20 protein-coding genes and 1 pseudogene are annotated in these 24,047 nt (G+C 42.5%); 8 read left to right on the top strand and 13 right to left on the bottom strand.

The features are described 5' to 3' along the window. Nucleotides 1-79 precede the first annotated feature (79 nt). Entirely contained in the window at nucleotides 80-2,167 is a 2,088-nt protein-coding gene (pta, locus tag AO498_RS07525) for a phosphate acetyltransferase (RefSeq protein WP_067550333.1), read from the bottom strand. Between the two features lie 264 nt (nucleotides 2,168-2,431). On the opposite strand from pta, the gene AO498_RS07520 reads away from it, so the two are divergent. The 7 genes from AO498_RS07520 to AO498_RS07490 all read left to right on the top strand — a co-directional run bounded on the left by AO498_RS07520 (nucleotide 2,432) and on the right by AO498_RS07490 (nucleotide 8,191). Beyond that, nucleotides 2,432-3,913 carry an APC family permease gene (locus AO498_RS07520; RefSeq protein ID WP_067545468.1) on the top strand — a complete coding sequence of 494 codons (1,482 nt, stop codon included), beginning with the start codon at nucleotides 2,432-2,434 and terminating at the stop codon, nucleotides 3,911-3,913. 1 nt (nucleotide 3,914) lies between these two features. Continuing rightward, complete coding sequence (locus AO498_RS07515) at nucleotides 3,915-5,402, top strand: aldo/keto reductase (RefSeq protein WP_067545465.1); 1,488 nt, start codon at nucleotides 3,915-3,917, stop codon at nucleotides 5,400-5,402. Then, nucleotides 5,399-5,938 (top strand): methylated-DNA--[protein]-cysteine S-methyltransferase, encoded by a 540-nt coding sequence (locus AO498_RS07510; protein ID WP_067545462.1) that lies wholly within the window; start codon nucleotides 5,399-5,401, stop codon nucleotides 5,936-5,938. The genes AO498_RS07515 and AO498_RS07510 overlap by 4 nt, the downstream gene beginning before the upstream one ends. 283 nt (nucleotides 5,939-6,221) lie before the next feature. Continuing rightward, on the top strand, nucleotides 6,222-6,575 hold the full coding sequence (locus AO498_RS07505) for a hypothetical protein (RefSeq protein ID WP_067545459.1): 354 nt from the start codon (nucleotides 6,222-6,224) through the stop codon (nucleotides 6,573-6,575). A 6-nt stretch (nucleotides 6,576-6,581) separates the two neighbouring features. Further along, nucleotides 6,582-7,280 carry a DUF1003 domain-containing protein gene (locus AO498_RS07500; RefSeq protein ID WP_067545457.1) on the top strand — a complete coding sequence of 233 codons (699 nt, stop codon included), beginning with the start codon at nucleotides 6,582-6,584 and terminating at the stop codon, nucleotides 7,278-7,280. Then, nucleotides 7,280-7,717, top strand: a complete 438-nt coding sequence (locus AO498_RS07495) for a hypothetical protein (protein ID WP_067545454.1) — start codon at nucleotides 7,280-7,282, stop codon at nucleotides 7,715-7,717. Before AO498_RS07500 ends, AO498_RS07495 begins: the two co-directional genes overlap by 1 nt. Before the next feature lie 45 nt (nucleotides 7,718-7,762). Next, the gene (locus tag AO498_RS07490; RefSeq protein ID WP_067545451.1) at nucleotides 7,763-8,191 is read left to right on the top strand and encodes a nuclear transport factor 2 family protein; all 429 of its coding nucleotides are present in this window, start codon (nucleotides 7,763-7,765) and stop codon (nucleotides 8,189-8,191) included. Nucleotides 8,192-8,473: 282 nt separating this feature from the next. On the opposite strand, the gene AO498_RS07485 is transcribed toward AO498_RS07490, so the two are convergent. The 11 genes and pseudogenes from AO498_RS07485 to AO498_RS07440 form a co-directional block, all read right to left on the bottom strand. Continuing rightward, a complete protein-coding gene (locus tag AO498_RS07485; protein ID WP_067550331.1) occupies nucleotides 8,474-9,568 on the bottom strand; it encodes a phosphoglyceromutase in 1,095 nt (364 codons plus the stop codon). Between the two features lie 175 nt (nucleotides 9,569-9,743). Then, a complete protein-coding gene (locus AO498_RS07480) occupies nucleotides 9,744-10,424 on the bottom strand; it encodes a GNAT family N-acetyltransferase (RefSeq protein WP_067545448.1) in 681 nt (226 codons plus the stop codon). 16 nt (nucleotides 10,425-10,440) lie between these two features. Continuing rightward, on the bottom strand, nucleotides 10,441-11,592 hold the full coding sequence (locus tag AO498_RS07475) for an efflux RND transporter periplasmic adaptor subunit (RefSeq protein ID WP_067545445.1): 1,152 nt from the start codon (nucleotides 11,590-11,592) through the stop codon (nucleotides 10,441-10,443). Next, complete coding sequence (locus AO498_RS07470) at nucleotides 11,592-15,911, bottom strand: CusA/CzcA family heavy metal efflux RND transporter (protein WP_067545441.1); 4,320 nt, start codon at nucleotides 15,909-15,911, stop codon at nucleotides 11,592-11,594. Before AO498_RS07470 ends, AO498_RS07475 begins: the two co-directional genes overlap by 1 nt. Before the next feature lie 76 nt (nucleotides 15,912-15,987). Continuing rightward, the gene (locus tag AO498_RS07465) at nucleotides 15,988-17,370 is read right to left on the bottom strand and encodes a sensor histidine kinase (protein ID WP_067545439.1); all 1,383 of its coding nucleotides are present in this window, start codon (nucleotides 17,368-17,370) and stop codon (nucleotides 15,988-15,990) included. Continuing rightward, nucleotides 17,367-18,035, bottom strand: a complete 669-nt coding sequence (locus AO498_RS07460) for a response regulator transcription factor (protein ID WP_067545436.1) — start codon at nucleotides 18,033-18,035, stop codon at nucleotides 17,367-17,369. The genes AO498_RS07465 and AO498_RS07460 overlap by 4 nt, the downstream gene beginning before the upstream one ends. A 63-nt stretch (nucleotides 18,036-18,098) precedes the next feature. Next, nucleotides 18,099-19,196: a glycoside hydrolase family 130 protein gene (locus tag AO498_RS07455; RefSeq protein ID WP_067545433.1), complete on the bottom strand. Its 1,098-nt coding sequence runs from the start codon at nucleotides 19,194-19,196 to the stop codon at nucleotides 18,099-18,101. A 182-nt stretch (nucleotides 19,197-19,378) separates the two neighbouring features. Further along, entirely contained in the window at nucleotides 19,379-20,608 is a 1,230-nt protein-coding gene (locus AO498_RS07450; protein ID WP_067545430.1) for a PepSY-associated TM helix domain-containing protein, read from the bottom strand. A gap of 113 nt (nucleotides 20,609-20,721) precedes the next feature. Next, nucleotides 20,722-21,285: a transcriptional regulator gene (locus AO498_RS17390; RefSeq protein ID WP_335339822.1), complete on the bottom strand. Its 564-nt coding sequence runs from the start codon at nucleotides 21,283-21,285 to the stop codon at nucleotides 20,722-20,724. Nucleotides 21,286-21,390: 105 nt separating this feature from the next. Continuing rightward, nucleotides 21,391-21,684 (bottom strand): annotated as a pseudogene (locus tag AO498_RS17385) (PAS domain-containing protein); the annotation flags it as partial. Nucleotides 21,685-21,699: 15 nt separating this feature from the next. After that, a complete protein-coding gene (locus tag AO498_RS07440) occupies nucleotides 21,700-22,089 on the bottom strand; it encodes a hypothetical protein (RefSeq protein WP_067545425.1) in 390 nt (129 codons plus the stop codon). A 323-nt stretch (nucleotides 22,090-22,412) separates the two neighbouring features. Here AO498_RS07440 and AO498_RS07435 point away from each other — a divergent pair, with 323 nt between their 5' ends. Further along, nucleotides 22,413-23,180 (top strand): hypothetical protein, encoded by a 768-nt coding sequence (locus AO498_RS07435; protein ID WP_067545422.1) that lies wholly within the window; start codon nucleotides 22,413-22,415, stop codon nucleotides 23,178-23,180. A 1-nt stretch (nucleotide 23,181) separates the two neighbouring features. On the opposite strand, the gene AO498_RS07430 is transcribed toward AO498_RS07435, so the two are convergent. After that, the gene (locus tag AO498_RS07430; protein ID WP_067545419.1) at nucleotides 23,182-24,045 is read right to left on the bottom strand and encodes a transglutaminase family protein; all 864 of its coding nucleotides are present in this window, start codon (nucleotides 24,043-24,045) and stop codon (nucleotides 23,182-23,184) included. Between the last annotated feature and the right edge of the window lie 2 nt (nucleotides 24,046-24,047).

The raw sequence follows: 24,047 nt of genomic DNA, 5'->3' as shown, positions 1-24,047 counted from the left end.
TCTCGTAATTCGTAAATCGTCCCTCGTACCTCCTACCTCGTAAATCATAAATCGCTCCTCGTAATTCGTAAATCATAAATCATCCTTCTTGCGCTTGTATCGCCGTAATTACTACGGTATTAAACACGTCAACCACGGTACAACCCCGGCTTAAATCATTTACCGGTTTATTCAAACCTTGGAGCATAGGACCGATAGCGATGGCACCTGTTTCCCGCTGCACCGCCTTGTAAGTATTATTTCCGGTATTGAGGTCGGGAAAAATCAATACGCTGGCCTGACCGGCAACTACCGAATTCGGCATTTTCTTTTTGCCTACCTCGGGATCAACTGCCGCATCATATTGAATTGGGCCCTCAACCTTCAAATCTGGTCTTCTAGCCTTCACCATCTCTGCCGCTTTTCTGACTTTTTCCACCTCTTCTCCCTCACCGGAAGTTCCTGAGGAATACGAAAGCATGGCGATTTTAGGGTCAATTCCCAGCATTTTGGCGGATTCCGCAGAGGAAATCGCAATATCTGCGAGTTGTTCGGAAGAAGGATTAGGCACTACGGCGCAATCTCCAAATACAGCCACACGACTGGGTAAACACATAAAGAACACCGAAGAAACGGTAGAGTTTCCAGGCTTGGTTTTCACAAACTGCAAGGCTGGACGAATGGTATGCTGGGTGGTGTGAACTGCTCCGGAAACCATCCCTTCAGCATCTCCTTTGTACACCATCATGGTACCAAAATAGGAAACATCATGCATCAAGTCCCGAGCAGTATTGGGAGTCATCCCCTTACTTTTTCGAAGTTCGTAAAGGGCTTGGGAGTAGGTTTCCAAACGTGGGGAAGTCGCTGGATCTTCGACTTGAATTTTGGAGAAATCGAGCGATAAGTTCAATCGCTTCGCATTGGTCTCCATGACCTCTAGGTTACCCAAAAGTGTCAATTCAACCACATTTTGGCGCACCAGCATATCTGCTGCAATCAAAATTCGATCTTCCTCTCCCTCTGGGAGCACGATGTGTTTTTTGGAGGATTTCGCTCGCTTGACCAACTGATACTGAAACATTCTAGGTGTCAACGTATCGGTATGGAAAGCAACCAAGCGATCGTTAAGGGCTTTTTCATCCACCCAAGTTTCGAATAGTCGAATGGCTAAAGCGATCTTTTCCTTATCTCCTGCGGCGATCCTGGCTCTGATTTGATTGACTTTGGTTACAACCATAAAAGTCCCTTCGTCAACTTGCAAGATCGGCACGATTGTCTCCAGGCCCTCGATCAACTTGACGATCGATGGCTCTGGGTGCATGCCGCCAGAAACAATGATTCCTGCTACTTTTCCAAAGTTCCGAGAAACATTCGCTTGCAGGGCTCCAATAATGATATCTCCTCGGTCGCCTGGAGTCACTACCAAGGTATTTTGCCCAAGCCGAGTGAGAAAATTATGCAACTGCATCGCCCCGACAATGGAATGATCCACTCGATTGGTCAGGAGATTTCCGCCAAAAATCAGGTTAGCACCCAAGGACTCCATGATTTCTGCCATCGTTGGATTGCTCAACTCGGCATGAACAGGGATTCCGGTGATCAGAATTTCTGCTGGAAGAATAGCCTCCAACCTCCGTTTCACATCCTCCACTTTATCCTCCATCAACTTATTGGCGACTAAGGTCAAAATCTGAACTCCATGATTGTGGAAACTATGTACAGCAGCCAAAGCCATATCCAAAACTTCGGAGGGAGTCCGCTTATCGCCATTCAAAATCAAGGCAACTGGAATTCCCAAGTTTTTGGCAATGGAAATATTCCCGTCAAATTCCACATTGTTGAGTTCTGTGAAATCAGTCCCCTCCACGACCACGAAGTCATAGTTTTCCTGAAGCTTTTTAAACTTCTCGATGATGGCATCAATCAATTCGGACTCATTTCCTCGATTGATTTCCTTGAAAGCCTTCTTTCGGGTAAATGCATACATTTCCTCATACTCCTGAGAAAGGTTAAAATGCTCCTTGAGCAACTCCAAACGTCGGTCTTTTTCCTTTTTCCCTCCTGAAATGATGGGTTTGAAATAGGCTAACTTGTCTGTTTTGGAAGCCAGTAAATTCATCAGGCCCAAGGCATAGATGGATTTTCCAGAAAACGGCTCTGTGGTGGTGAGGTAAATGGCATTATTCATAGCTCGGCTAAAAATCAATTTTGATGACCCAAAATAGGGAAATATTGCAAGCAATTTTCCTGACAAAACTCAGGTATCTTCCTCAAATTCCTCAGTTGTCCATGGACTGATCCGGCTAATTCTAGTCTGTTCATTTTGCAGAATTCGAAGTTTTTTTAGCTCAAAAGAATTCCCATATTCGATTTCATCCAGTAACAAAGGAAGTTTAGAATTCCTTCAATGGCATTGCCAGTATCTTAGCCTTTTGGCTATTTTTAGCAATCTATGAGTCAAACCTCTCCCCACCTTTCCCGCCAACTTGGATTATTAGGCCTTACTGCCACAGGAATTTGCTCCATGATCGGCGCATCGATTTATGTGGTTCCCTTTATGATTCAGCGAAATATTCCGGGAATAGGTCCATACGTGCTTCCCGCTTTTCTTTTTGCAGCCATTCCTGCTCTTTTCGCAGCATTTGCTTACATCGTTTTGGCATCTGCCATGCCACGGGCTGGAGGTTCTTATTTGTATGCGAGCAGGGCGATCCAACCGTATTGGGGATTTATAGCCAGCTTTTCGCAATGGTTTGGTTTATCCATCGTGATTGGAGTGATTGCCTACGTCGTAGTTCCATTTTTCAGGGATGTCTTTCTTGCCCTTGGCTGGGAGGAAGTAGCGAAGGTTTTGGAAATTGGAGGTATCCGAGTTAGTATTTCCTTGCTCATCCTCTGGTTTTTTACTTGGATCAATATCCGGGGCATTACTTCTTATGAAAAAACGTTGATTCCCTTGATGACACTTATGTTTCTATTGGGTGGAGTGGTGATTGTTGCTGGATTGATGCTGGATCAGCAGGATTTTATAATGGCATTGACCCAAAAAGAAAATCGGACAGTTGACCTTATTCCTGCTACTTGGAATTGGTCGACATTTTTCTCCGCAGCTGCCTTATTATTCTCCAGTTTTATTGGATTTGATGCGATCGCACAGGCGGGAGGAGAAGCGAAAAACCCACAGCGAAACCTCCCGAAAGCAATTGGATTGGCAATTCTGGGCGTAGGGCTTTTCTATTTCAGTTTTACCTACGCAGTGTATCACACCGTTCCTTGGCAATTTGTAGCGGAGGAATCGCAGACAAAAGATGTATCGGCTGCCGGACTTTTGAGCTATGTCTTACCTTCTTGGGTTGGAATCATCATCCTTTTGGGAGCAGCAATTGCCCTACTGAATGACCTTCCAGCAATGATTTTATCTGTTTCTCGTCTGGTTTATTCCTGGAGTGCAGATGGACTTTTCCCGAGGAGTCTTGCACGAATTCATCCTAAATTCCATTCACCTTACCCCGCTATTTTACTCAGTAGTGGCGTTTCCACTTTGGGGATTTTAGGCAGTCATTTTGCCGGGGATTTTTTCTTAGGAATTGACATTATGGTCACTTCGATGATGGTCAACTTTCTGCTGATGTGCCTAGCATTGGTTCTTTTCCCACGAATAAATCCAAAACTCCATCAAAAAATCAAGGTGTTTCCTTCTCAAAAACTCCAACAAACTATCGGTTGGCTGGGAATTGTCTTTCTTTCATTTTTCCTGATCATGCACACCAGAAAGGACTTAGTATCCGAGCTGAGCGCTTGGTACTTTCATTCCACTTGGATCTGGATGATCGTGATGAGTTTGGCGTCTTTGTATTTTCTGTTCCGATGGAAAAAAATCAAGACTGACCAACCTGAACTAATTCAAAAATTTACTGAACTACCCAAAGATTAACATGACTTTTGACCACTATACTGAACTTGCGTCGGGCCTAAAAATCAGCCGAGCCTTAACTGGCCTTTGGCAAATCGCAGACTTGGAGCGAAATGGAAATAAAGTTGATCCCCAAGAAGCTGCCAAATCCATGAAAGCGTATGTAGATGCCGGATTGACCACTTTTGACATGGCCGATCACTATGGTTCTGCGGAGGAAATTACAGGGGAGTTTCGTCGAATGTATGGCAAGGACCAAGGTCAATTTTTCACGAAGTGGGTTCCAAGCCCAGGACCAATTACGAAATCTCAAGTACGGGAAGCAGTCCAAACGGCACTCCAACGGATGAATTGCAAGCAAATCCAACTGATGCAATTTCATGCTTGGCATTATGCGCATCCCAGTTGGGTGGATTGTTTGTTTTGGCTCGATGAGCTGAAGCAAGAAGGGCTAATTGCACACCTCGGTCTCACCAATTTTGATACTGCGCATTTACGAATTGCCGTCAAATCTGGAATCCAAATTTGCTCTAATCAAGTATGCTATTCCCTCTTAGACCAACGTGCCGCAGGTGAAATGACGGATTTTTGCCTGGAGCATAATATCAAACTATTGGCCTTTGGGACCGTTGCCGGAGGATTTCTTTCAGAAAAATGGTTGGACAAACCTGAGCCCATTTTGGGGGAATCCCTGACTTGGTCGCAGATGAAATATAAACGATACATCGATGTGGCTGGAGGTTGGCAAAAATTCCAACAGCTCCTTCAGACGCTTTCCCAAATTGCCCAAAAACATCAGACCGGAATCGCCATGCTCGCAAGTCATTACATCATGACTCGACCGGCAGTTGGAGGAGTAATCATCGGTGCCCGATTGGGACAAAGTGAGCACATTAAAGAAACCCAGCAACTTTTCGAAATTGATCTTGATGAGAAAGATCTCAGCCAGATCGGTGATTCTTTAGCTTCTCTAAATCCCATACCGGGAGACTGTGGAGATGAATATCGAAAGCCTCCTTACCTTACCGCAACTGGAGATTTGAGCCATCATTTGGATCAAATTCCAGCCCCTTATCCCAATGTCAAAGGTTCCGATGGACGAATCAAAGCATTAAGTGGCACCATTTGGGAGGATATTGCAGGCTTTAGCCGAGCCGTGAGAAAAGGAAAACGGATTTTGGTTTCAGGTACAACGGCTACCCATGGAATTCGTGCAATGGGAGGAAATGATCCCGCCGCTCAGGCCGATTTCATTTTGGATAAAATCGAAGGAGCGATTTTATCACTGGGTGGACGACTCGAAGACGTCATCCGAACTCGGATTTACATTCGAAATGCGGATCAATGGGAACCCATTTCTAGAGCTCATGGAAAGCGATTTGGAAAGATCCAGCCCGCAAACACCATGGTTCGGGCAGATTTAATCGGAGAGGAATACTTGGTAGAAATGGAAGCCGAGGCAATGGTTTTGGAAGGAATCAGTGAAACGCTTTCTACCCATAAGCAATGAAGGAAATCTCAATTAGTACCTATTCCAGTCCGGTTGGAAAATTAGTCATCGGGATTTTTGAAGAAAAACTTGTCTTCTGTGATTGGGCCTTCCGAAAGATGCGAGGCCAAATCGATCAACGGATTCAAACAGGCCTCGGTGCTAAATTCGTGGAATCAAGGCATCCTTTGATGAATGAACTGGAGCAGCAACTTGAGGCTTACTTCTCTGGAAATCTCCGTGAATTTCAAATTCCGATGCAACCTGTCGGCACTCAATTTCAGATGGAAGTGTGGAATCAACTTTGCAAAATTCCATATGGACAAACGCAAAGCTACCTTCAACTCAGCCAAGAATTGGGAAATCCTGACGCCATCCGTGCCGTCGCGGCTGCAAATGGAGCAAATGCAATTTCCATTTTGATACCCTGTCATCGAATCATTGGTTCGGATGGAAGTTTGGTAGGATATGCAGGCGGCCTGGAAGCCAAGAAAAAACTACTTCGATTAGAAGGAGCATCAGCCAACAAGAATCAGCAACAAACGAGTCTTTTCTAGTTTAAATAAAATCCAAGAAGCTCCATTCACCAAAGCCAAAAGAGTGAGCATTAAAAATTAGAATTCTGAGATCAGTCTACCCCACCTCATCTTCTTGTCTTTATTAGTAGTCGCTTTTTTACAGTAAACCAATGGGTTTTGGGACTGGGGTTCAATTCCACTTGCTGGGAACTGTTGACCATTTTCTAATTGATTAATGCTTAAACCTCTTAAATGTCGGGTGATGGCGGATAATCATTCTATTTTTTTCCTTACCTTTTTTTGACCATAACCTCTACAACTCATGAAGACAATACTTCTATTTTGCTCGCTTATTTTTGGACTAATCTTCACGACTAAGGCCCAAACCTCCATCGATATCACCGGCACTTGGATAGTCCAAGTGGAAACGGATATGGGGAGCGGGACTCCGACTTTTGTCTTGAAGCAAGAGGGTGAAAAAATCACTGGAACCTACACCGGGACATTTGGGACCTCCGAAGTCACCGGAACGCTGAAAGGCGAGGTTCTTCATTTGGAAATTTCGATTGACGGAAATACCCTCCGATACGATGGAACAGCCTCAGCTACTGAACTTAAAGGAAAAGTAGATTTGGCGGGGATGGCGACAGGAACATTTGTAGGCAAAAAGAAATAAGCCCGGATGAAAAGTTTTATCAGTCAAAAAGCCCTCAAAAAGGGAGAAGAAGTTCAAGGGGCAGAAATTCGTGCTGGCATATTCCTATTGATCCAGGAAAATCATCCTGATTTTGGCCCAGATCATTGGATCAGCTTGGATGAGTTAAATCAATTTCGAAGGCTGTATCTAACCCGGCTGGTGGAACAGGAAAAAGGAGAGATCGCGAAAATTGACGAAGATGTGATGGCTGCCATTCGCGAAAACTCGATTCTTTCCGAAAATATCCAAGATGATACCGAACCTGAATTGACCTTTGGTGACCGGATGGCGGATCATATCGCAACCTTCGGTGGAAGCTGGACCTTTATTTTGACCTTTTTCTCTTTCCTGATTATCTGGATGATCATCAATGCTTATGTCCTTGCCAAGCAACCTTTTGATCCTTACCCTTTTATTTTATTGAATTTGATTTTGTCCTGTTTGGCAGCGATTCAGGCTCCAATTATCATGATGAGTCAAAATCGGCAAGAAGCCAAAGATCGAAAACGCTCCGAGTATGACTACAAAGTTGACCTAAAGGCTGAACTCGAAATCAAGCTTCTAAGTGAAAAAATTGATCATTTGATCATCCATCAAAACCGAAAGCTGCTCGAAATTCAAGAAGTACAAATCGACTATCTGGAAGATTTGATGAAGCAACTCAAACATAAACCCAGCCTCTAATGCATCCAATTTTGAAAAATATGCTAGCCATTTTGGTGGGATTACTCATCGGAGGCACTGTAAACATGCTCATTATCCTCAACAGTGCAGCAATTATCCCTCCTCCTGAGGGAGCAGACTTGACTACTGCGGAAGGACTTTTGAAGGCGATGGAACTCATGGAACCCAAGCATTTCCTACTGCCATTTCTAGCACATGCCTTAGGAACCTTTGTTGGAGCTTGGCTAACTTCGATGATTGCCGCCTCCTTCCAAAAATGGTACAGCCTTTCCATCGGACTTTTGTTTTTTATTGGTGGAACGATCAATGTGATGAGCCTGCCTTCCCCGCTTTGGTTTAATGTCAGCGACTTGCTGTTAGCGTACTTTCCCATGGCTTGGTTGGGATGGAAATTAGGAGGCGGAAAAAACAACTCTTTAAGCCATCCAAAAAACTAGACTTCAACTGATCTCTCAACATAACCTAAATAATCTCAGCACCCCATGAAAAAAACACTCACTCTCATCTTAATCACCAGTCTTTGGACTTCGCTTGCATTTGGCCAAACCGACCAGGAAGTCGTTTCAGCAGTCGAAAACTTCCGGACAGCCCTTCTAAATGAAGATGTAAAGACACTTGAAAGCCTCACTTCCACCTCCCTCGATTATGGACATTCAGGAGGTCAGATTGAAAATCAAGCTGAATTTTTAGCCGTATTTTCTGGAAAAAAGGCAGATTATCAAGTCTGGGACATGAGTAACCTTGAGGTTTCGATGTATGACAAAAATATGGCGATTGTCCGCCATGAGGTAACCGGATCCATTCTTTCTAATGGAAACCCTGTCAGTCTTCATCTTGGAGTGATGATGATTTGGGTAAAAGAAAATGGAAATTGGAAACTCCTCGCAAGGCAAGCTTTTAAGATGAGCTAAAAAAAATGCTGCTCTCGACATGAGGGCAGGATTTATTGCATGAATATTTGCGTATCCAAAATCCTTTTAAATAATCATGATTTGAGATTTTTCTAATGAAAGGAAAATGCCACTGGTCAAGGGGAAATAAAGGCAGAAAATTAATCGTAACGCTAATTTTCGAAAATCAAGAATTTTCAAAAAAGTAAATCACCAGCATTTTGGCCACTTGAGCACTTAGATTAATTGGATTATGCTCCAAACGGCGGTCTAAAAGTAATTTGAGGCTCCTGTTTTGTTATCTCACTTTAGCATTTCTAAAATCTCTTTTCCTGCTTTTGGATCCGGATACTCATCAATTCCCAACAAAGTAAACACTGTTCGAGCGACCATGCTTGAATACCATTGGCCTTGGATCTTCATTTCACCTTTAGCTGGAGTATCTGGACCAATGGCCATTAGCCAAATTTGACCAGCCTGAGGGACATCACTTCCGTGACTTTTCCAGCTTCGTTTGGTAATACCACGGCCATGATCCACCCCAATAATCATGGTTGTTTTATCCTTGTATTGTGGATTTGCTTGGATGGTTTCCCAAATCTCTTGGATATACTTATCTGTTTGGCGGGCTGACCAAAGGTATTGATCGTATTCTCCATCATGTGCCCAATCGTCGGTCTCGCCATAGGCAATGTAAAGCACCTTTGGCTTTTTTGTTTTTATGGCCTCAAGTGCATAATGATGCGTAAAGGGGTCCAATCGCACCCGTTCCCAAGGCCCTCGAATTTCTTGTTGAAGACGATTTATCGTTTTTTCTACATCCGTTAATTGATCTCCAGCCGCAAGTTCAAAACCTGCATTTACAGGAATTCCACTTCGCTCCTCATTGATAATATAAGGGAATACATCCCAGCTCCCGAATGCCATCACTTTCCCATTATATTCGGGCATTTGATTGAGGTATTCCAAGAGCGTCAAATTAGGATTATTGATTTTGGAGTTACTATTGATTCGCTCATCATCTGCAAATCCACTTAGAAATTCATTGTATCCAGGATACGAAAACCACATGGAGTTACTATTATTCACCAAATTTCCATAAGCTCGGTTTCCATAGATTTGTCCTTCCTGGGCTATTGTGTTCCAGAAAAAAGGAAAAAGCTTCTTTCTTCTTACCGAAGGGTCAGGATGCCAAAAATCCGCCAAAAGGGACCCTTGATTTTGAATCATTCCAGTATCATCTACAAAGAGTGAATCTGCCCCCTTAAAGAGTTCCTGCCACCGAAGACCATCAAATGTGATCAAAATGATGTTTTCAGTCTTGGTAGTTTTTGATTGAGAAAACCCGAGACTTAAAGTCATCAAAAAAACAAGGATACCTATGACATTTTTTTTCATTTGGAAATGGATTTGATAATAAATCTGGGTGATTTGGAATAAAGATATTGGATAATTAATCGATTCTAAATTTTCATGAGCCAAATCAATATTTGTTTTGACATAGCTTTAATGGAAATACTAATTGATCGAAAATTCCAAATTAAAAATTAAGCACATCAAGCCCCTACTTTTGTCACGTTTTCTCCAAGGAATACACTCTTAGCATAGCCCTCGAAACAAAACCCAGCGAAGAATACAATTTAAATGCTGAGAGATTGTCTGGATATAAATGTAAAAATGGAATGCTTTCCTGTGCAACCAATGAATTGATCACAGCGGACATGACCTTTTTGGACAGTCCTCGACCTTGGTAATCTTTTAAGGTACAGACGGCAGAAACCTCTGTAAACGGAGCTGGATTGAGTCTGGCCCCAGCCATAGAAATCAACTTATTTCTGGAAAAAATCCCGAAATAATTCCCAAATAAAATCGTCTTTTCCAAAAAAGGTCCCGGCCGCATCAGATCGGTAAGCGCCATCATCTGTGACACATGTGAAGGATCAAGTGGCTGGACCGAATCGCTGAGTTCTAGGTTTTCCACCTCATTATCCCAGACCATTTGAAGTAATTTTCGATCATTGTGAACAATCCATCGATCATCTAATTCCAATGGATTTGGGGTAAATAAAATCACCTTAACACCATCCTCGAGCACATCCCAAAGAGACTCCAAATGCTCAGGCTCATAGCTTGGTAGGCCCGCAAAAAAACCCATATCTCGATCAATCAAGCGGATATGCTCATCCCCATAGGAAAATTTCTTACTCCCGGTAGTTAATGCTGTCCAAATAGGATTGTCGAGTGGATGGTTCACTTATTTCTTATGGCGTTTAGATCAAATTAAAACCACCTTTCACCAACACCACCGTGGTAGAATCGAGTTCTCGCTCTGGCTGGATAGAAATCAAATGGTGAATTCTTGGACCTGGAGTAACCTTTACCTTTTCCAATTGATAGGTATCTCCTGATTTAGCGCCTTGAATCAAAATGTAAAATTCGCCATCCACTTCGATTACGGCTTCTTCAGGGACAGCCAAAGACTCTATAGGATCCAATTGGATTTTGGCTTGTAAAAACATACCCGGAATCAAGGTTTTCTCTTTGGCTTCATCTTTCATGTGAGCATGAACATTGATTTGGCGCTGCTCATTGATTGCTTGCCCAATAACATAGATTTCAGCTTCCAATTTTTCATTGGGAAGATCAGGACTAGAAAATTCAACACGCTGACCTTTGTGAACTTTGGAGGCATCTTTTTCGAAAAGCACCAATTCAACATGGATATGCTCTTTGCTCAGCAGTGATAGGGCTTTCCCAGAAGGAGGAAGAAATTGACCCGGAATAGCATCCACTGTTTCGACATATCCATTTACAGGAGAATACACCGGAATGCGAGATTGGATCGTTTCAGCAGAAAGTGCATCAGCAGAAATCGAAATTAATGCTAGCTGTTTTTTCAAACTGTTGGCCTTGGCTAGCGACATTTCATAATCAGACTTCGCTTTGATCAAATTTTTCTGAGCTGAAATCTGCTCCTTTGCCAAAATCTGCTGACGCTCAAACTCTGATTTAAGGAAATCAAGCATGCTTTTCGTCTCCAAGTAATCTTGCTGCAACTTGATGAAATCAGGGTTTTCCAGATAAAATAGCACCTGTCCTTTTCTCACAGGTTCCCCCTCGATCAGCTTTAGCCCCTGCACATAACCTCCGTAGTAGGCAGCGATTTCCTGCATGCCTTCTACTGGGATGCGAACCATCCCCTGTACTGTAATTTCTTCCGAAAATTCCCCTTGATTAAGTTTTCCCCATTCCATTTTCATGGTAGAAAACTGGGTGTCCGAAACCGTGATTTCAGTGGATTCAGATTCACCTTCATTGACTTGAATGCCATCCTTGGATTCAGGATTAGAGCAGGCCCAAATTCCAGAGGAAATAAGCGCCAAAGCCATGGTCTTTTGTAAAAATGTGAAACGGGTTTTCATTAGTTATTCAAGTAAAGCAGTTCTAATTCATTTAATTGAAAGTCCAGTTTGGACTGTAGGTATTGGACAGTGATCTGTCTTGAGTTTTCGATCAACTGAACATATTGAAGGAAATCAATTTCTCCTTCTTTGAAGGACACCATCGCCTGTAGTTGCAATTGCTGAGCAAGCAGATTTCCCTCCTTTTCATAATATTCCAAGGCTTGCTGGAGTTGGGCTTTTCGTCTCTGAAAATTTGAAAATCGAGTTTCTAAACGATTCTGAAAATCAACGGACTCCCAAGAGATTTGATCCTGAGCGATTTTAGAAGCTCGAATCTTTGCTGCTTGAGAACCAAAGAATAGCGGAATCCCGACTCCAATTTCAAATCCGGGATAAATCTTTGCCTCCGCGCCAGGGTTAGTTCCTCGGAACAAATCCAAATTGATGTTTGGAAGCAAGGTTTGTTTTTGAATTTGCGTTTGGTAAAACGATTGCAGCTTAGCTGCTTCGTACCAGTTCTTCCCAGGGTGATTTTCCAATGCCATAGGAGCAGCCAATTCCACCTCTTCCAAGGAAAGGGAAATTTCTCCTTCCAGATTAATCAACTGCTTTAGTTGATCCACAGCAATTTTCTTATTCCCTTCCGCCTCAATCAGCTTTAGGGCAATTTCTCGCTTTTTACTTTGAGCGGTAAGTTTTTCCAAAAGGTTGGATTCACCGGTAGCCTGTCTTCGCTCTGCAGCATATGCAAAGGCACCATACAAACTATCCAAATACTGATAATTACGCTCCAAGGATTGCCAAAATTGAGCAGTCACAAAAGCCGCACTGACTTCTTTTTTCAAACTTCGTAATTGAAGGGAAAAATTGGCTGTTTCCTGCTCAAAACCAGCACGTAGAAAACTTTTCTGAGCTCCATATACCGTTGGAAAATCCAAGGATTGACGAACACCCCAAACTCGGTTGTAGACTCCGTTTTCGGCAATATCATTTTGATCTTCTTTGTAATAGAGTTCACTTTTACCTAAACTCCAAGCCGTGCCAATTTGAGCATAAGCAGCTTCCATTCGCTTTTTAGCGGCTTGAATACCGACATTTTGCTTTTCAGCAAGCTCTAAAGCCTCAGTCAGTGTCAATTGAGAAGCTGTCTGACCAAAGGTCGTCAAACTTCCAAGTACAATTGGCAAAAGGAGCATGCCTACTTTGGAGAATTTGATGCTAGATTTTCGCGGAGTGTTAAACCAAACGTATAATACCGGAAGGACAACTAAGGTGAGTAAAGTTGCTGAGATCAATCCACCCACAACCACTGTAGCCAAAGGTCGCTGAACTTCTGCTCCTGCGGAAGACGAGATGGCCATAGGTAAGAAACCCAAGGCTGCAGCCGAAGCAGTCAACAAAACAGGACGAAGTCGCTCCATCGCTCCGTGTATCACCATTTCTTTCATGCTATCGTATCGATGTTTCATTGATTTGAAATGCTCGATCATCACAATCCCATTTAATACCGCAATACCAAACAAGGCGATAAAGCCAACACCTGCCGAAATACTAAATGGCATATCTCTCATCCATAAAAGGACAACTCCCCCAATGGCTGAAAAAGGAATTGCTGTGTAGATCATAAAAGCCTCCTTGGTCGAAGAAAATGCAAAGTAGAGCAAGGCAAAAATGAGGACCAGTGCAACAGGCACTGCGATCATCAGTCGGTTTCGGGCTTGTTGTAAGTTTTCAAACTGACCTCCATAGGAAACTCGATATCCTTCTGGAATCTCCACTTGAGTTCTGACAATTTCTTGAATATCATCCACTACAGACTGCAAGTCTCGGTTTCGAACATTGACCCCAACTACAATTCTACGCTGGGTATTATCTCGGGAAATTTTAGCCGGTCCTTTAGTGTAGGAAATGGTGGCCAATTCAGAAAGCGGAATACTTCCTCCGGTAGGCAACTGGATCGAGGCGTTTTCTAGGTTCTCAATGTCCTTTCGGTAAGGCCCATCAAATCGAACCACCAAATCAAATTGTTTTTCCCCTTCAAAAACAGTCCCGGTACTTAATCCCGCAAAACCCATCGTCACCACCTGATTCAGATCTTCCACATTGAGGCCATATTTGGCTACTTTGGCACGATCATACTCGATTTTCATTTGTGGCAAACCATCCACTTTTTCCAAAATAATATCAGCTGCTCCCTCTACTCCTTGGATAGCCGCTTCGATTTTTTGAGCAGTATGAAGAAGAACATCTAAATCCTCCCCAAATACTTTGATAGCCAAATCTGCACGAACCCCAGTGATCAATTCGTTAAATCTCATTTCGATGGGTTGGGTAAATTCATAATCTAACCCAGGAATAGCTTCTAGCGCAATTTTAAACTGCTCTGCCAATTCATCCTTCGTCTCCACAGTAGTCCATTCGCTTGGCGGATGCAAGGTCACAATGACATCACTTTCCTCCATGGACATCGGATCGGTCGGAATTTCAGCCGCACCAATACGGGTAACAACCTGCTTGACTTCCGGGAATTTTTTGAGGATTTTCTCGATCTCAGTAATCGTTTCTACGGTATTGGTCAGGGTAGTTCCAGTTTTCAAAACTGGCTGAATTACGAAATCTCCTTCATCCAGTGTCGGAACAAACTCTGCCCCCATTCTGGAAAATATCAACACAGCTGAAATCAACAATCCTAAGGCTGCTGAGAGTACTACTTTGGTATGCGCAAGGGCCCATTCGATGGTTGGTCTGTACAGCTTATTGAGAAACCCGATGATTCGTACCGAAATATTCTTAGGACCAGGAGCTTCAGACTTTAGGAACATGGAAGAAACTACCGGCACATAGGTCAATCCCAAAATCATCGCCCCAATCAAGGCAAAGCTGAATACCTCAGCCATCGGCCGGAACATTTTACCTTCCACGCCAGATAGCGATAAAATCGGAATAAATACAATGATGATAATGATCTGACCAAAGACAGCAGAGTGCATCATTTTAGAAGCACCTTGCAATGCGATTTTATCTTTTTCAGTTCTTCGTTCTTTGGCGTTCAAAGAAGAAAAATGGGAGGAAGATTTCGCGAATTGATAAGCGATATACTCGACGATAATAACCGCTCCATCGATAATAATCCCAAAGTCAATTGCCCCCAAACTCATCAAGTTGGCATCCACTCCGAAAATAAACATCATGGATAAGGCGAAAAGTAAACTCAATGGAATCACAGAGGCCACTACCAATCCTGAGCGGATATTTCCTAAAAGTAGCACCACTACAAACACAACGATCAAACACCCCAAAATCAAGTTTTCACTGATCGTAAAGGTGGTTCGACCAATAAGCTCAGAACGATCCAAAAACCCATTGATTACAACACCTTCAGGCAGGGTGTTTTCCATTTCAGCAATACGTGCTTTCACTCGGTCAATCGTTCCCTTGCCATCTGCCCCTTTGAGCATCATTACTTGTCCCAAGACTTTCTCCCCCTCACCGTTTGCGGTGATTGCACCAAATCGATTGGCGTGTCCAAATTGAACCTTGGCAATATCCCGGATATAGACTGGACTGCCGTTTCTTACTTCGAGAACGATGTTTTCAATATCTTCCAAGGTCTTAACCTGTCCTTCACCTCGGATAAAAAAGCTCTCATTCGTTTTTTCAATGTAGCTACCTCCAGCGATCGAATTATTCTTGGAAAGAACTTCGTAAACCTGGGATAAATTGATCCCAAATGCTTTTAATCGCTCAGGGTTAAGGGCTACTTCGTATTGTTTGAGAAATCCACCCCAAGTATTGACTTCGATGACACCTTCGATTCCGGACAGGTTTCTGCGAACAATCCAATCTTGAATGGTTCGTAAATCAGTAATGGAATATTGGTCTTCATATCCCGGTTTGACATCAATGACATACTGGTAGATTTCTCCAAGTCCTGTTGAAATTGGCCCCATAAATGGCGTCCCGAAACCAGCTGGAATTCGCTCTTGGGCAATCTTCAAGCGCTCAGCAATCAACTGGCGGGGCAAATAAGTTCCCAAATCCTCTTCAAAAACAATGGTTACCACGGAAAGTCCAAATTTTGAAACGGATCGGATTTCCTTCACACCTGGCAAGTTGGCCATTTCCAACTCTACCGGATAGGTCAAAAACTTCTCAACATCTTCCGTCGCTAAATTCCGGGAAGTGGTAATGACTTGTACTTGATTATTGGTTACATCAGGCACAGCTCCGATGGGCAAATGAATCAAAGCATAGCTCCCAAATCCAATCCAAGCAGCGATGAAAATAAAAATGATAAGCTTATTGCTTATACTCCAATGGATAATCCGATCTAGCATAGTAACGTGGACTGTTAGTAGGACAAAAATCCTAAAACATCCATTAGTACTCTCTTAGCCTAATCTTAAGATTCGCTTAAGATTGTTTGGGAAAATCCAATCGAAAAACACTTCCTCTGCTGAGGATGCTGCTGACTGAAATTTTAATCCCTGACTCTTGGCAAAGTTTCTTGACAATTGCCAAGCCCAAGCCCGTACCAGGCACTGGATTTTGAAGGGCATCTTGGGTTCGGAAAAACGGATCAAAAATCTTTTCCAAATTCTCTTCTTCAATACCGCAACCTTGATCAATCACCTGAATGTAGGGTTCCAGACTTCGCATACCTACTTCAACCACCACTGATGTATCTGAAGAAGAATACTTCACTGCATTTTGAAGTAGATTTTCTAGAATCATTTTCAGGGATTTCTCATGGGTTTTGACATAAATAGGAAATCCCACCTGGGAATTGAAATGAATCACTCGATCGAATTCAAGCTTTTTTTGATCCACCAATTCTTCCACAAAAGCGATTAGCTCCACTTCTTCGTGAACAAGCTTACCTGTACTTTCCACCCGAGCCAAGGCCAGCAACTGATCAATGATGGAGGTCATTTTGTCAATGCTTTTGAGTGCGGTCTGAATTTTCTCTTGGTATTCTTCGGCTGTTCTTGGTTTACGAATTAGAACTTCAAGGGTACCGCGAAGGACGCTCAGGGGGGTTCTCAGCTCATGAGAGGCATCAGAGGTAAATTGCTTTTCACGAATCAATGCCTGCTCTAAGCGATCCAAAAGTCGATTGATCGAATGGGTTAGTTGGCCGATTTCATCATTCAAATTTGAATCGGGAACGCGCTCGTTGAGGTTTTTTTGGTTGATCTGATTTGCGATAGATATAATCTCCAGAATTGGCTCCATGCTTTTACCAGCGAGATATCGCATAGTCAAAAACAAAGAAATCAGGATCATCGGGTATAAGACGAACAGCACATTTCTCAAATTGGTGAGTAGTTCGTCCGCATCTTGAAAAGAAGTCGCAACCAATAAATAGCCTTCTGTCTGTCCGTCGTTGATCAGGGGAATCTGCTGCTGTCTTACCGTTTGATCCCCGATTTTCAGAGTCCAAGCATCTTGGGTTTGGGCTTTTTCTGGAGTAAACAGTAAATGTTGGGAACCAAGATTGGGGGATCGATCCATCGAAACCCCATTCAAATCCACGATCTCTATGAAAATCGGATTTAACTGAAGCTGGGTGTGCTCCATTTCCTCCCATTCATCTTTATGCAAAAACCTAATTTCCCCTCTGACTAAAAAAATCTGATCCTTGTGCTTTTCAGTCTCAAGCTGAAGTTCACGATCAATATTTCGGATCAGGGTGAAATCCGCGACCATGTAAATCAACACAAAAACAGCCGAAATAATCAGCGCGGTCACCCAAGTCAGCCTCCAGGCAATTCGTTGTTTGTAGGAGGATTTCATAATTCTTTGGCGATGTATCCTACGCCCCGAATGGTTTGGATATAATCTTCTTCTTTTTGGAGATTGAGTTTTTTACGAAGTGAATTGATGAATACATCAATAACCCCAGTATTATATTCAAAATGAATATCCCAGACACTTTCAATGATTCGAGTTCTCCGACAAACTTTGTTTTTATTCCGAATCAAAAATTCTAGCAAGGCAAATTCCTTTTGCGTTAAAGCAATTTCTTCCTCCCCTTTAAAAACCTGATGACGATCTGGCAATATAGTAATAGGACCTAAGGTTAATTTTTCGACTACCCCTGCTTTCCCCCTTAACTGCACCCGAATCCTCGCAAGAAGCTCCTCGAAGTGGAACGGTTTCTTGATGTAATCATTGGCTCCACTCTGAAGTCCAAAAACGGTCTCATCAGGGGTGTCTTTGGCCGTCAAAAAAATAACCGGAGTATCTGGAAATTCCTTTCGGAAAAGTCGGGTAATTTCTATTCCACTAATTCCAGGCAGCATCCAGTCCAAAAGCAGAAGGTCATAATTTCCAGATAAAGCCAGATTGAGCCCTTCTTTCCCATTGTCAGCCACATCCACGGCAAAGGATTCCTCTTCGAGCCCCTGCTTAAGGAAGTTAGAAATCCCGGATTCATCTTCGACTACTAAAATTCGCATGAGGTAAATTTCTCCGATTTTGAGGATTTATAAAGAATTGGCTCACTTAAGATTCGCTTAATTTTAATTTGCTTCTGCACTGACCACCCCAACCATCGAATCTGCTGTGCCATAATAAAGTAACCATTTCCCTTGGAAATACACCAATCCTTCCAAAAAGGTCGTGCCCTCTGGATATTGACCAGATTTTTCGAAAGGGAGTTCAGGTTGAATAAACGGATACTCAGAGCGATCCACTAATTTCCAAGGTTCTTTGGGATCAAAAAGCGCTTGTCCTCCCGTGTAAACCCGATTCCCAAGATTTTTCACTCCTACCTGCTGGGAATTTCCAGCATTATACATCACGACTATCCCATGTTCCGTCAAGATGGGCGGCGGTCCTGCCTCAACCAACCAGGAATCAAAATAACCCGGGCGAGGACTTAAAACAGGTACTCGGTTACCCTCGTGATTTTCCAAAGGCTGCCAGTTAATTAAGTCGTCCCAGGAAGCTATCCAGATGTGGGGAACTCCATAATACATCCAATATTTCCCATTGATTTTGGCTGCCACAAGTTTTCCATTTTTGACTTGGGTAACTATAGCCCCTGACTTGGATTCGCTGTTGTGGTATTTTCCTTCTTTCCAATGCTCAAAGATTGGCCCATGCTTTTCCCAATTTCTAAGATCTCGCGAGGTAGCCACTGCCAACCTTGGCACATCACGATTCCATTGCGTATAGGTCAGGACATAAAGGCCATCTTCAGTCTCCACGATTCGAGGATCCTCTGTTCCCCCAGTCCATTCATACCTCTTTTGAGAATCCTCCTTTGGGTAAAAAATCGGCTGCGTTTCTCGAGAAAATTGAAATCCATCCTCCGAAATAGCCATTCCTAATCGAGAAGTATGGCCCCCAATTTCCTTTTCTCCAAGCTTTTCTTCGGCTCGGTAAAGCACATGGACTAAGCCATCTTTTACAATCGCTGCAGGATTGAACGTAGCCATCGATTCCCATGCGACCGATTTACCAGTCATCGGGTCTTGAAAAAGAGTTTGTGTTTGAGGGGAAATAATGGGTTGTGCCTCAAGAGGTCTTTGAAAAGGCCCAAGCATCCAAGGTTTCTCTTGCGCAAAGGATGAATTGAAACCCAAGAACGCCAGAATAAAATACAGATAACGCATCCTGCAAGATAAGCCGAAAAACACATTTAGAATATACGACGGCAGCTAAGTACTTAGCTCCTAGCTTTCCTCAAATGATGGCAGCTCTCAACCTGCTTCATTTCTTTGAGAACTCATTGGGCCTTGAAACAAAAAGGCCCCTGAATCAATCCAGAAGCCTTTTTTAAAAAACAACTCTATTTTCAAACTGCCTGAGCCATGGTGCGAGAAGCCGGCTTTTTGTCTTTAGCAGGTCTTTTTTTCTTCTTTTTGTTTAACCAAATCAGCGTCCCTGTAATGGGTAGAGAAGTAGCAATCAAGCAACCTACGAACCATAAAAACTTGGTAAACTGACCAAATATCTCTCCGGTATGAAGAGCTTTAACCGACCTTCCAATCTGCTGCCTAACAGGTAACTCGCTAAATAAGTTAGCTTCCTTCAGCTCGAGATTTGCAGGATTCAATTTCAATTGGTCAGCACCAGCACGCGCAAAAAACCCTGTTCTTGACTTGCTTATTGAAATGTCACTTCCTGGTTTTTCTGGTAAGGAAATTCGAACCATTCCTCGGTAATCCAAAATTAAATTAGTCGCCAAATAAATTTGATCCAAGAAAGGGACAGTCACTTCCATCGGTTCTTCCACGATTGGTTCGACCGAAGCAGAGGCTTGTTCTGGTTTTGGAGCTGAAGACTCCTTTGGAGCTTGGTAGGTATCCCAAGTTTTTTGCCAACCTGTGCGATACCATTCATAGGACCAAAATGGCCCCGTAACCGCCATGATAAATAAGGCAATCAGAGAATAAAAGGCTAATGTATTGTGCAAATCGTGGTTGACTCGCTTCCAATTCGCATCCCATTTTACTTTAAGACCTTGCTTCCAATTTTTGGCTTTCTGTGGTACCCAAATCACGATCCCTGTAAGTACCCCGAGCAAAAACAATAAGGTTGCCACTCCATTGATAAATCTGCCCAACTCCTGATTGCTCATGCTCTCCAAAATCGGCTCCTCCACCTTGTCCAAGAGCAACCAACGGTGAAGTGAAAACATGGATCCCATAAACTCTTCTGCGGAAGTTTTTTCCTTGTTATCTGCTAGGATTTCCCCAGAATATGGATCCACAAACAACGTAATCGGTCTAGCTTCAGGATCATTTTTTAGAGAAACTTGTACGGAACGATTTTCTCCATCGAAAACAGACACACCCACAACCTGTCCCTGCAGTTCATTTTCTATGGAAGCTTTAAGCTCATCGAGTGAACGGCGACTTCCTTGGACTTCTACGAAATACCGCTCTGAATCAAAAAATTCCCGAATCTCCGTATTATAAACATAGATGGTCCCGCTGAGACAAACAGCAATGACCACCAGCCCACAGATTAGTCCGGCATAAAGGTGAATATCATTGAGAAACTTTCGAATCGTCTTCCACATGTCAGGCTTGGTTAAAAGGTTTAATCTTGGATTCTTTTCGCCTCCAAAAGTAAAAAAGTATTTTATTATTTAGAATTAATCTAAAATAAAATTAAGCCTTCCAAATAGATTTTTCAGTCAATAGTTTCCGATTTTTTGACCACATCCCGAATGATTTCATCCAACTCAAGAGACGCTATCTTTAATAGACCAATAAACGATTTGTGCTCTTGAACTTCATGTTCTTCAAAATTCTCTATAGCATTCACAACACCCATAATTCTAGCCAAAGGAGCCCTCACCAAGTGACTTTGAATCCAGGCAATTTCTCGAAGTTTTGAGTTTTGATTTTCAATGATTTGAATGTGCTTAGCCATATCACTGATATTTTTGGAGAAAGCCGCAGCCCCGATGATTTTAGCGCCGGAGTAGATGGGTTTAATGGTGGTCTCCAAATTATAATCCATCGAAGTAGTCTGGTAATGTTCATTGAAAAGTAATTCCTCCCCTTGAAACACTTGATTGAAATATCCCTCCCACTTTTCTACCATTTCGCCGGATAAAAAAGAAAGAATCTGGTCGTTGATCGATATTTCACTCTTTTGAAGCAATTTAAATCGTTCAAAAAATAGCTGATTGGCATATAAAAGCCTGTAATTCAAATCCAAAGCCCAGATACTTTCATTGGCACTTTCCATGATTGCTGTGAGCACAGCCTTCTTTTCCTTGATTTGGCTTTTGATTGCTTTGATTTGGGTGATTTCTGAGAAACTCACCAACACGTGATGTGGAGTTTTGGAGTCAGGGAGAATTTCTGGAATGGCATCAATGACAATCCAAGTCACCGAATCATCTGAACCTGATTTTACTCCCATTACTACATTTCTTACCTCCTTCCCAGTTCGAAGAGCGACCATAGCCGGATGCTCTTCACCAGGGAATTCTGAGCCATCCTCATGAATGGTATGCCAAGTGGGATCAATCGATGTCTTTCCTAAAATTTGATCACTAGATAATTTGAGAATTCGCTCAGCGGCAGGGTTATTCGCGATAATTTGACCCGTATGGTCATGATACACTACTCCTTGAGTCAGCGCATTAAATAGATTCTTTTACTTAATTTCATTCCAATTAGTCTCCAAAGAAGTGATCCTCAAAATCGGAACTAAGGACGAAAATTGATTATTCAAAAGAGGAATCAAACCCTCTTGAACTCCTTTGGAAAATGAGGTGGGCTGAAACACTCCCAAAACCAAAACTCCCTCAAATTCAATGGAAAAAGCACAAAAGAACCAGCCTTGAATCTCCATCCAAACCTCACGATTCCTAGCCAGCTCATAAAAATCCTGAGGAGCCGGAATCTTATCAGAATCAAATTTTTCAACTGGAAAAATTATCTGCCCACCATTTCCTATTAAGACTTCTGATCGAGAGCCAACAATTTTCTTAACTCCCTCTAATAACTCTTTAAGCTTATTTTTTAACTCAACTTCAAAAACCATAAATCAAATTTTGCCGGGTGATTCCTACTTTGACATTGCCCCTTTAGGATCAACCCTAAATTATCACCTCTTTATATTAGTCAATTTTTTACTGAAATAATTAAACTTATTTATTTTAAAAATTCATTTTTTAAAAAAGGACCCCAATAAAATTTCAATTAAATTTTAGTGAGTTTCATTTGCATAAAACGGGCGACATCAGTTCTACTAACTCTAAATAAAATCGGACGAACGGTGCCCCACAGAACTGTTCAGAATTCAACTAGTAACTAGTAATTTTTAAAAGGCGATATGGTATCTTACTGCCCAAATTTAACCCACCCATGAAGTTTACCCTTGTTCCCTTTATCGCTCTCCTTGTTTTTCTATTTTCCTGTACTGAAAAAAAATCTGCTCCTGATCCGAGATTAAACCAATCTGGAGAATTTAAACAGTTGTTAGATGCACATGGGGATTGGAGCAAATGGATTGAGGCAGAGGCTTTTTCGTTTGCCATGGTACACGAAACCACGCTGGAATGGGAAAACCACTACTTCAACCTTAAGAAACGCCAAGCTAGAATCGATGCAGACCTATGGCAAATCGGCAATGACGGCGAAAAAGTATGGATAAGTCCAAACCGGGAAAACTTCAAAGGTCAATCGGTTCGGTTTTACCAAAACCTTTATTATTCCTTTTTTACTCTTCCCTACGCGCTTACTGACACGACGGTAACCGTAACTCCTATCGCTGATCAACTTGTAAATGGAGTTTCTTATAAAGCGCTAGAGGCAATCCAAGGCCCAGGCTCCAACACTGGCCCAACAAATCGATATATCCTGCTTCAAAATCCCGAATCAGGACGTCTGGAATGGGTGATTTTTGCGGTTAATTACAATAATACCACAGCCCCTCCCAATATTCTCAAATACGAAGATTACAGAGATGCTGGAGGTTTGGTTTTCCCTAGAGTAATCACGGGCTATGATTTTCAAAACGACTCCACCAGAAGAATCCGATATCAAGTGAGTTTCTCAGATGTTTTCCTAGTAAACGAGGCCTTGGACGATAAGCTTTTTGAAATGCCAGAGGCCGCTGTTCTCGGAAATTGATTTATCGGCCTTTATTCAGCAAACGAATATCTACCCTTGCATGAAGGTGTGAGATGCTGCTTCCTGCAAAAGTCCCTTGAACGGGCAAGGTCCTCCCTGGATCAGGATGACAGGCCAAAGGGATGTGGTGGTGATCTGTAAAAAGCCCTAAACTGGGATCCAATCCCACCCAACCGGCGCCCGGTAGGAATACCTCGATCCAGGCATGAAGTTCATGGCCACCTTCGAGTTCCGGATTAAAAGCGTATCCGCTGACAAATCTGGCTGCCAGTCCTATTTCACGGAGCATTTGCATTTGCATAAAAGCCAAATCTCTACAAGCGCCCTGCTCTTTGGTAAAGGTTTCAATGGGAGTCCATAAATCAGATTCCTCACGAATTTGGTGGGTCCAATTCCCATGAATTTCCTGATTCAAGTTGACCAAGAAATCAATCAAACCAGACGATCCTTTTTTTATTTCTTGCAAAAAATCTCTGAATTGATCCGAAGGAGAGGATTGAAGAAAGGGAATTAAAAATGCGGTTTGCTCCTGATAGGTAAATTGAAAATAAGGGTCATTCCAGCCTCTTTCCTCAAAGCTTTTGTCTAAAATAAAGTCGAATGGATTGAATTTACTCAATTTGAAAATCCATTCAGAAGTCAATTCCATGGATTCTGTCTCTCCGGTAAACCAACTTTGGTTGTACCAGTTTCCAGCTAAATCTTGACGGAAATTTTGTCCTACAGGATGAGGTAAAATCTCAAACTTTTGATGTTCGATCCGAAAATACGGCCGATGCTGTGGATAGAGATAAAGTCGATGAATGCCCAAGGAAACTGGGCTTTCATATAGATATTGAGTATGGTGCCAAACTTGAATTAACATCT

The sequence above is a fragment of the Algoriphagus sanaruensis genome (genome assembly GCF_001593605.1).
GTDB lineage: Bacteria > Bacteroidota > Bacteroidia > Cytophagales > Cyclobacteriaceae > Algoriphagus > Algoriphagus sanaruensis.
Note: the sequence above shows the minus strand (reverse complement) of the source record. Positions and strands in the feature narration are given on the sequence as shown.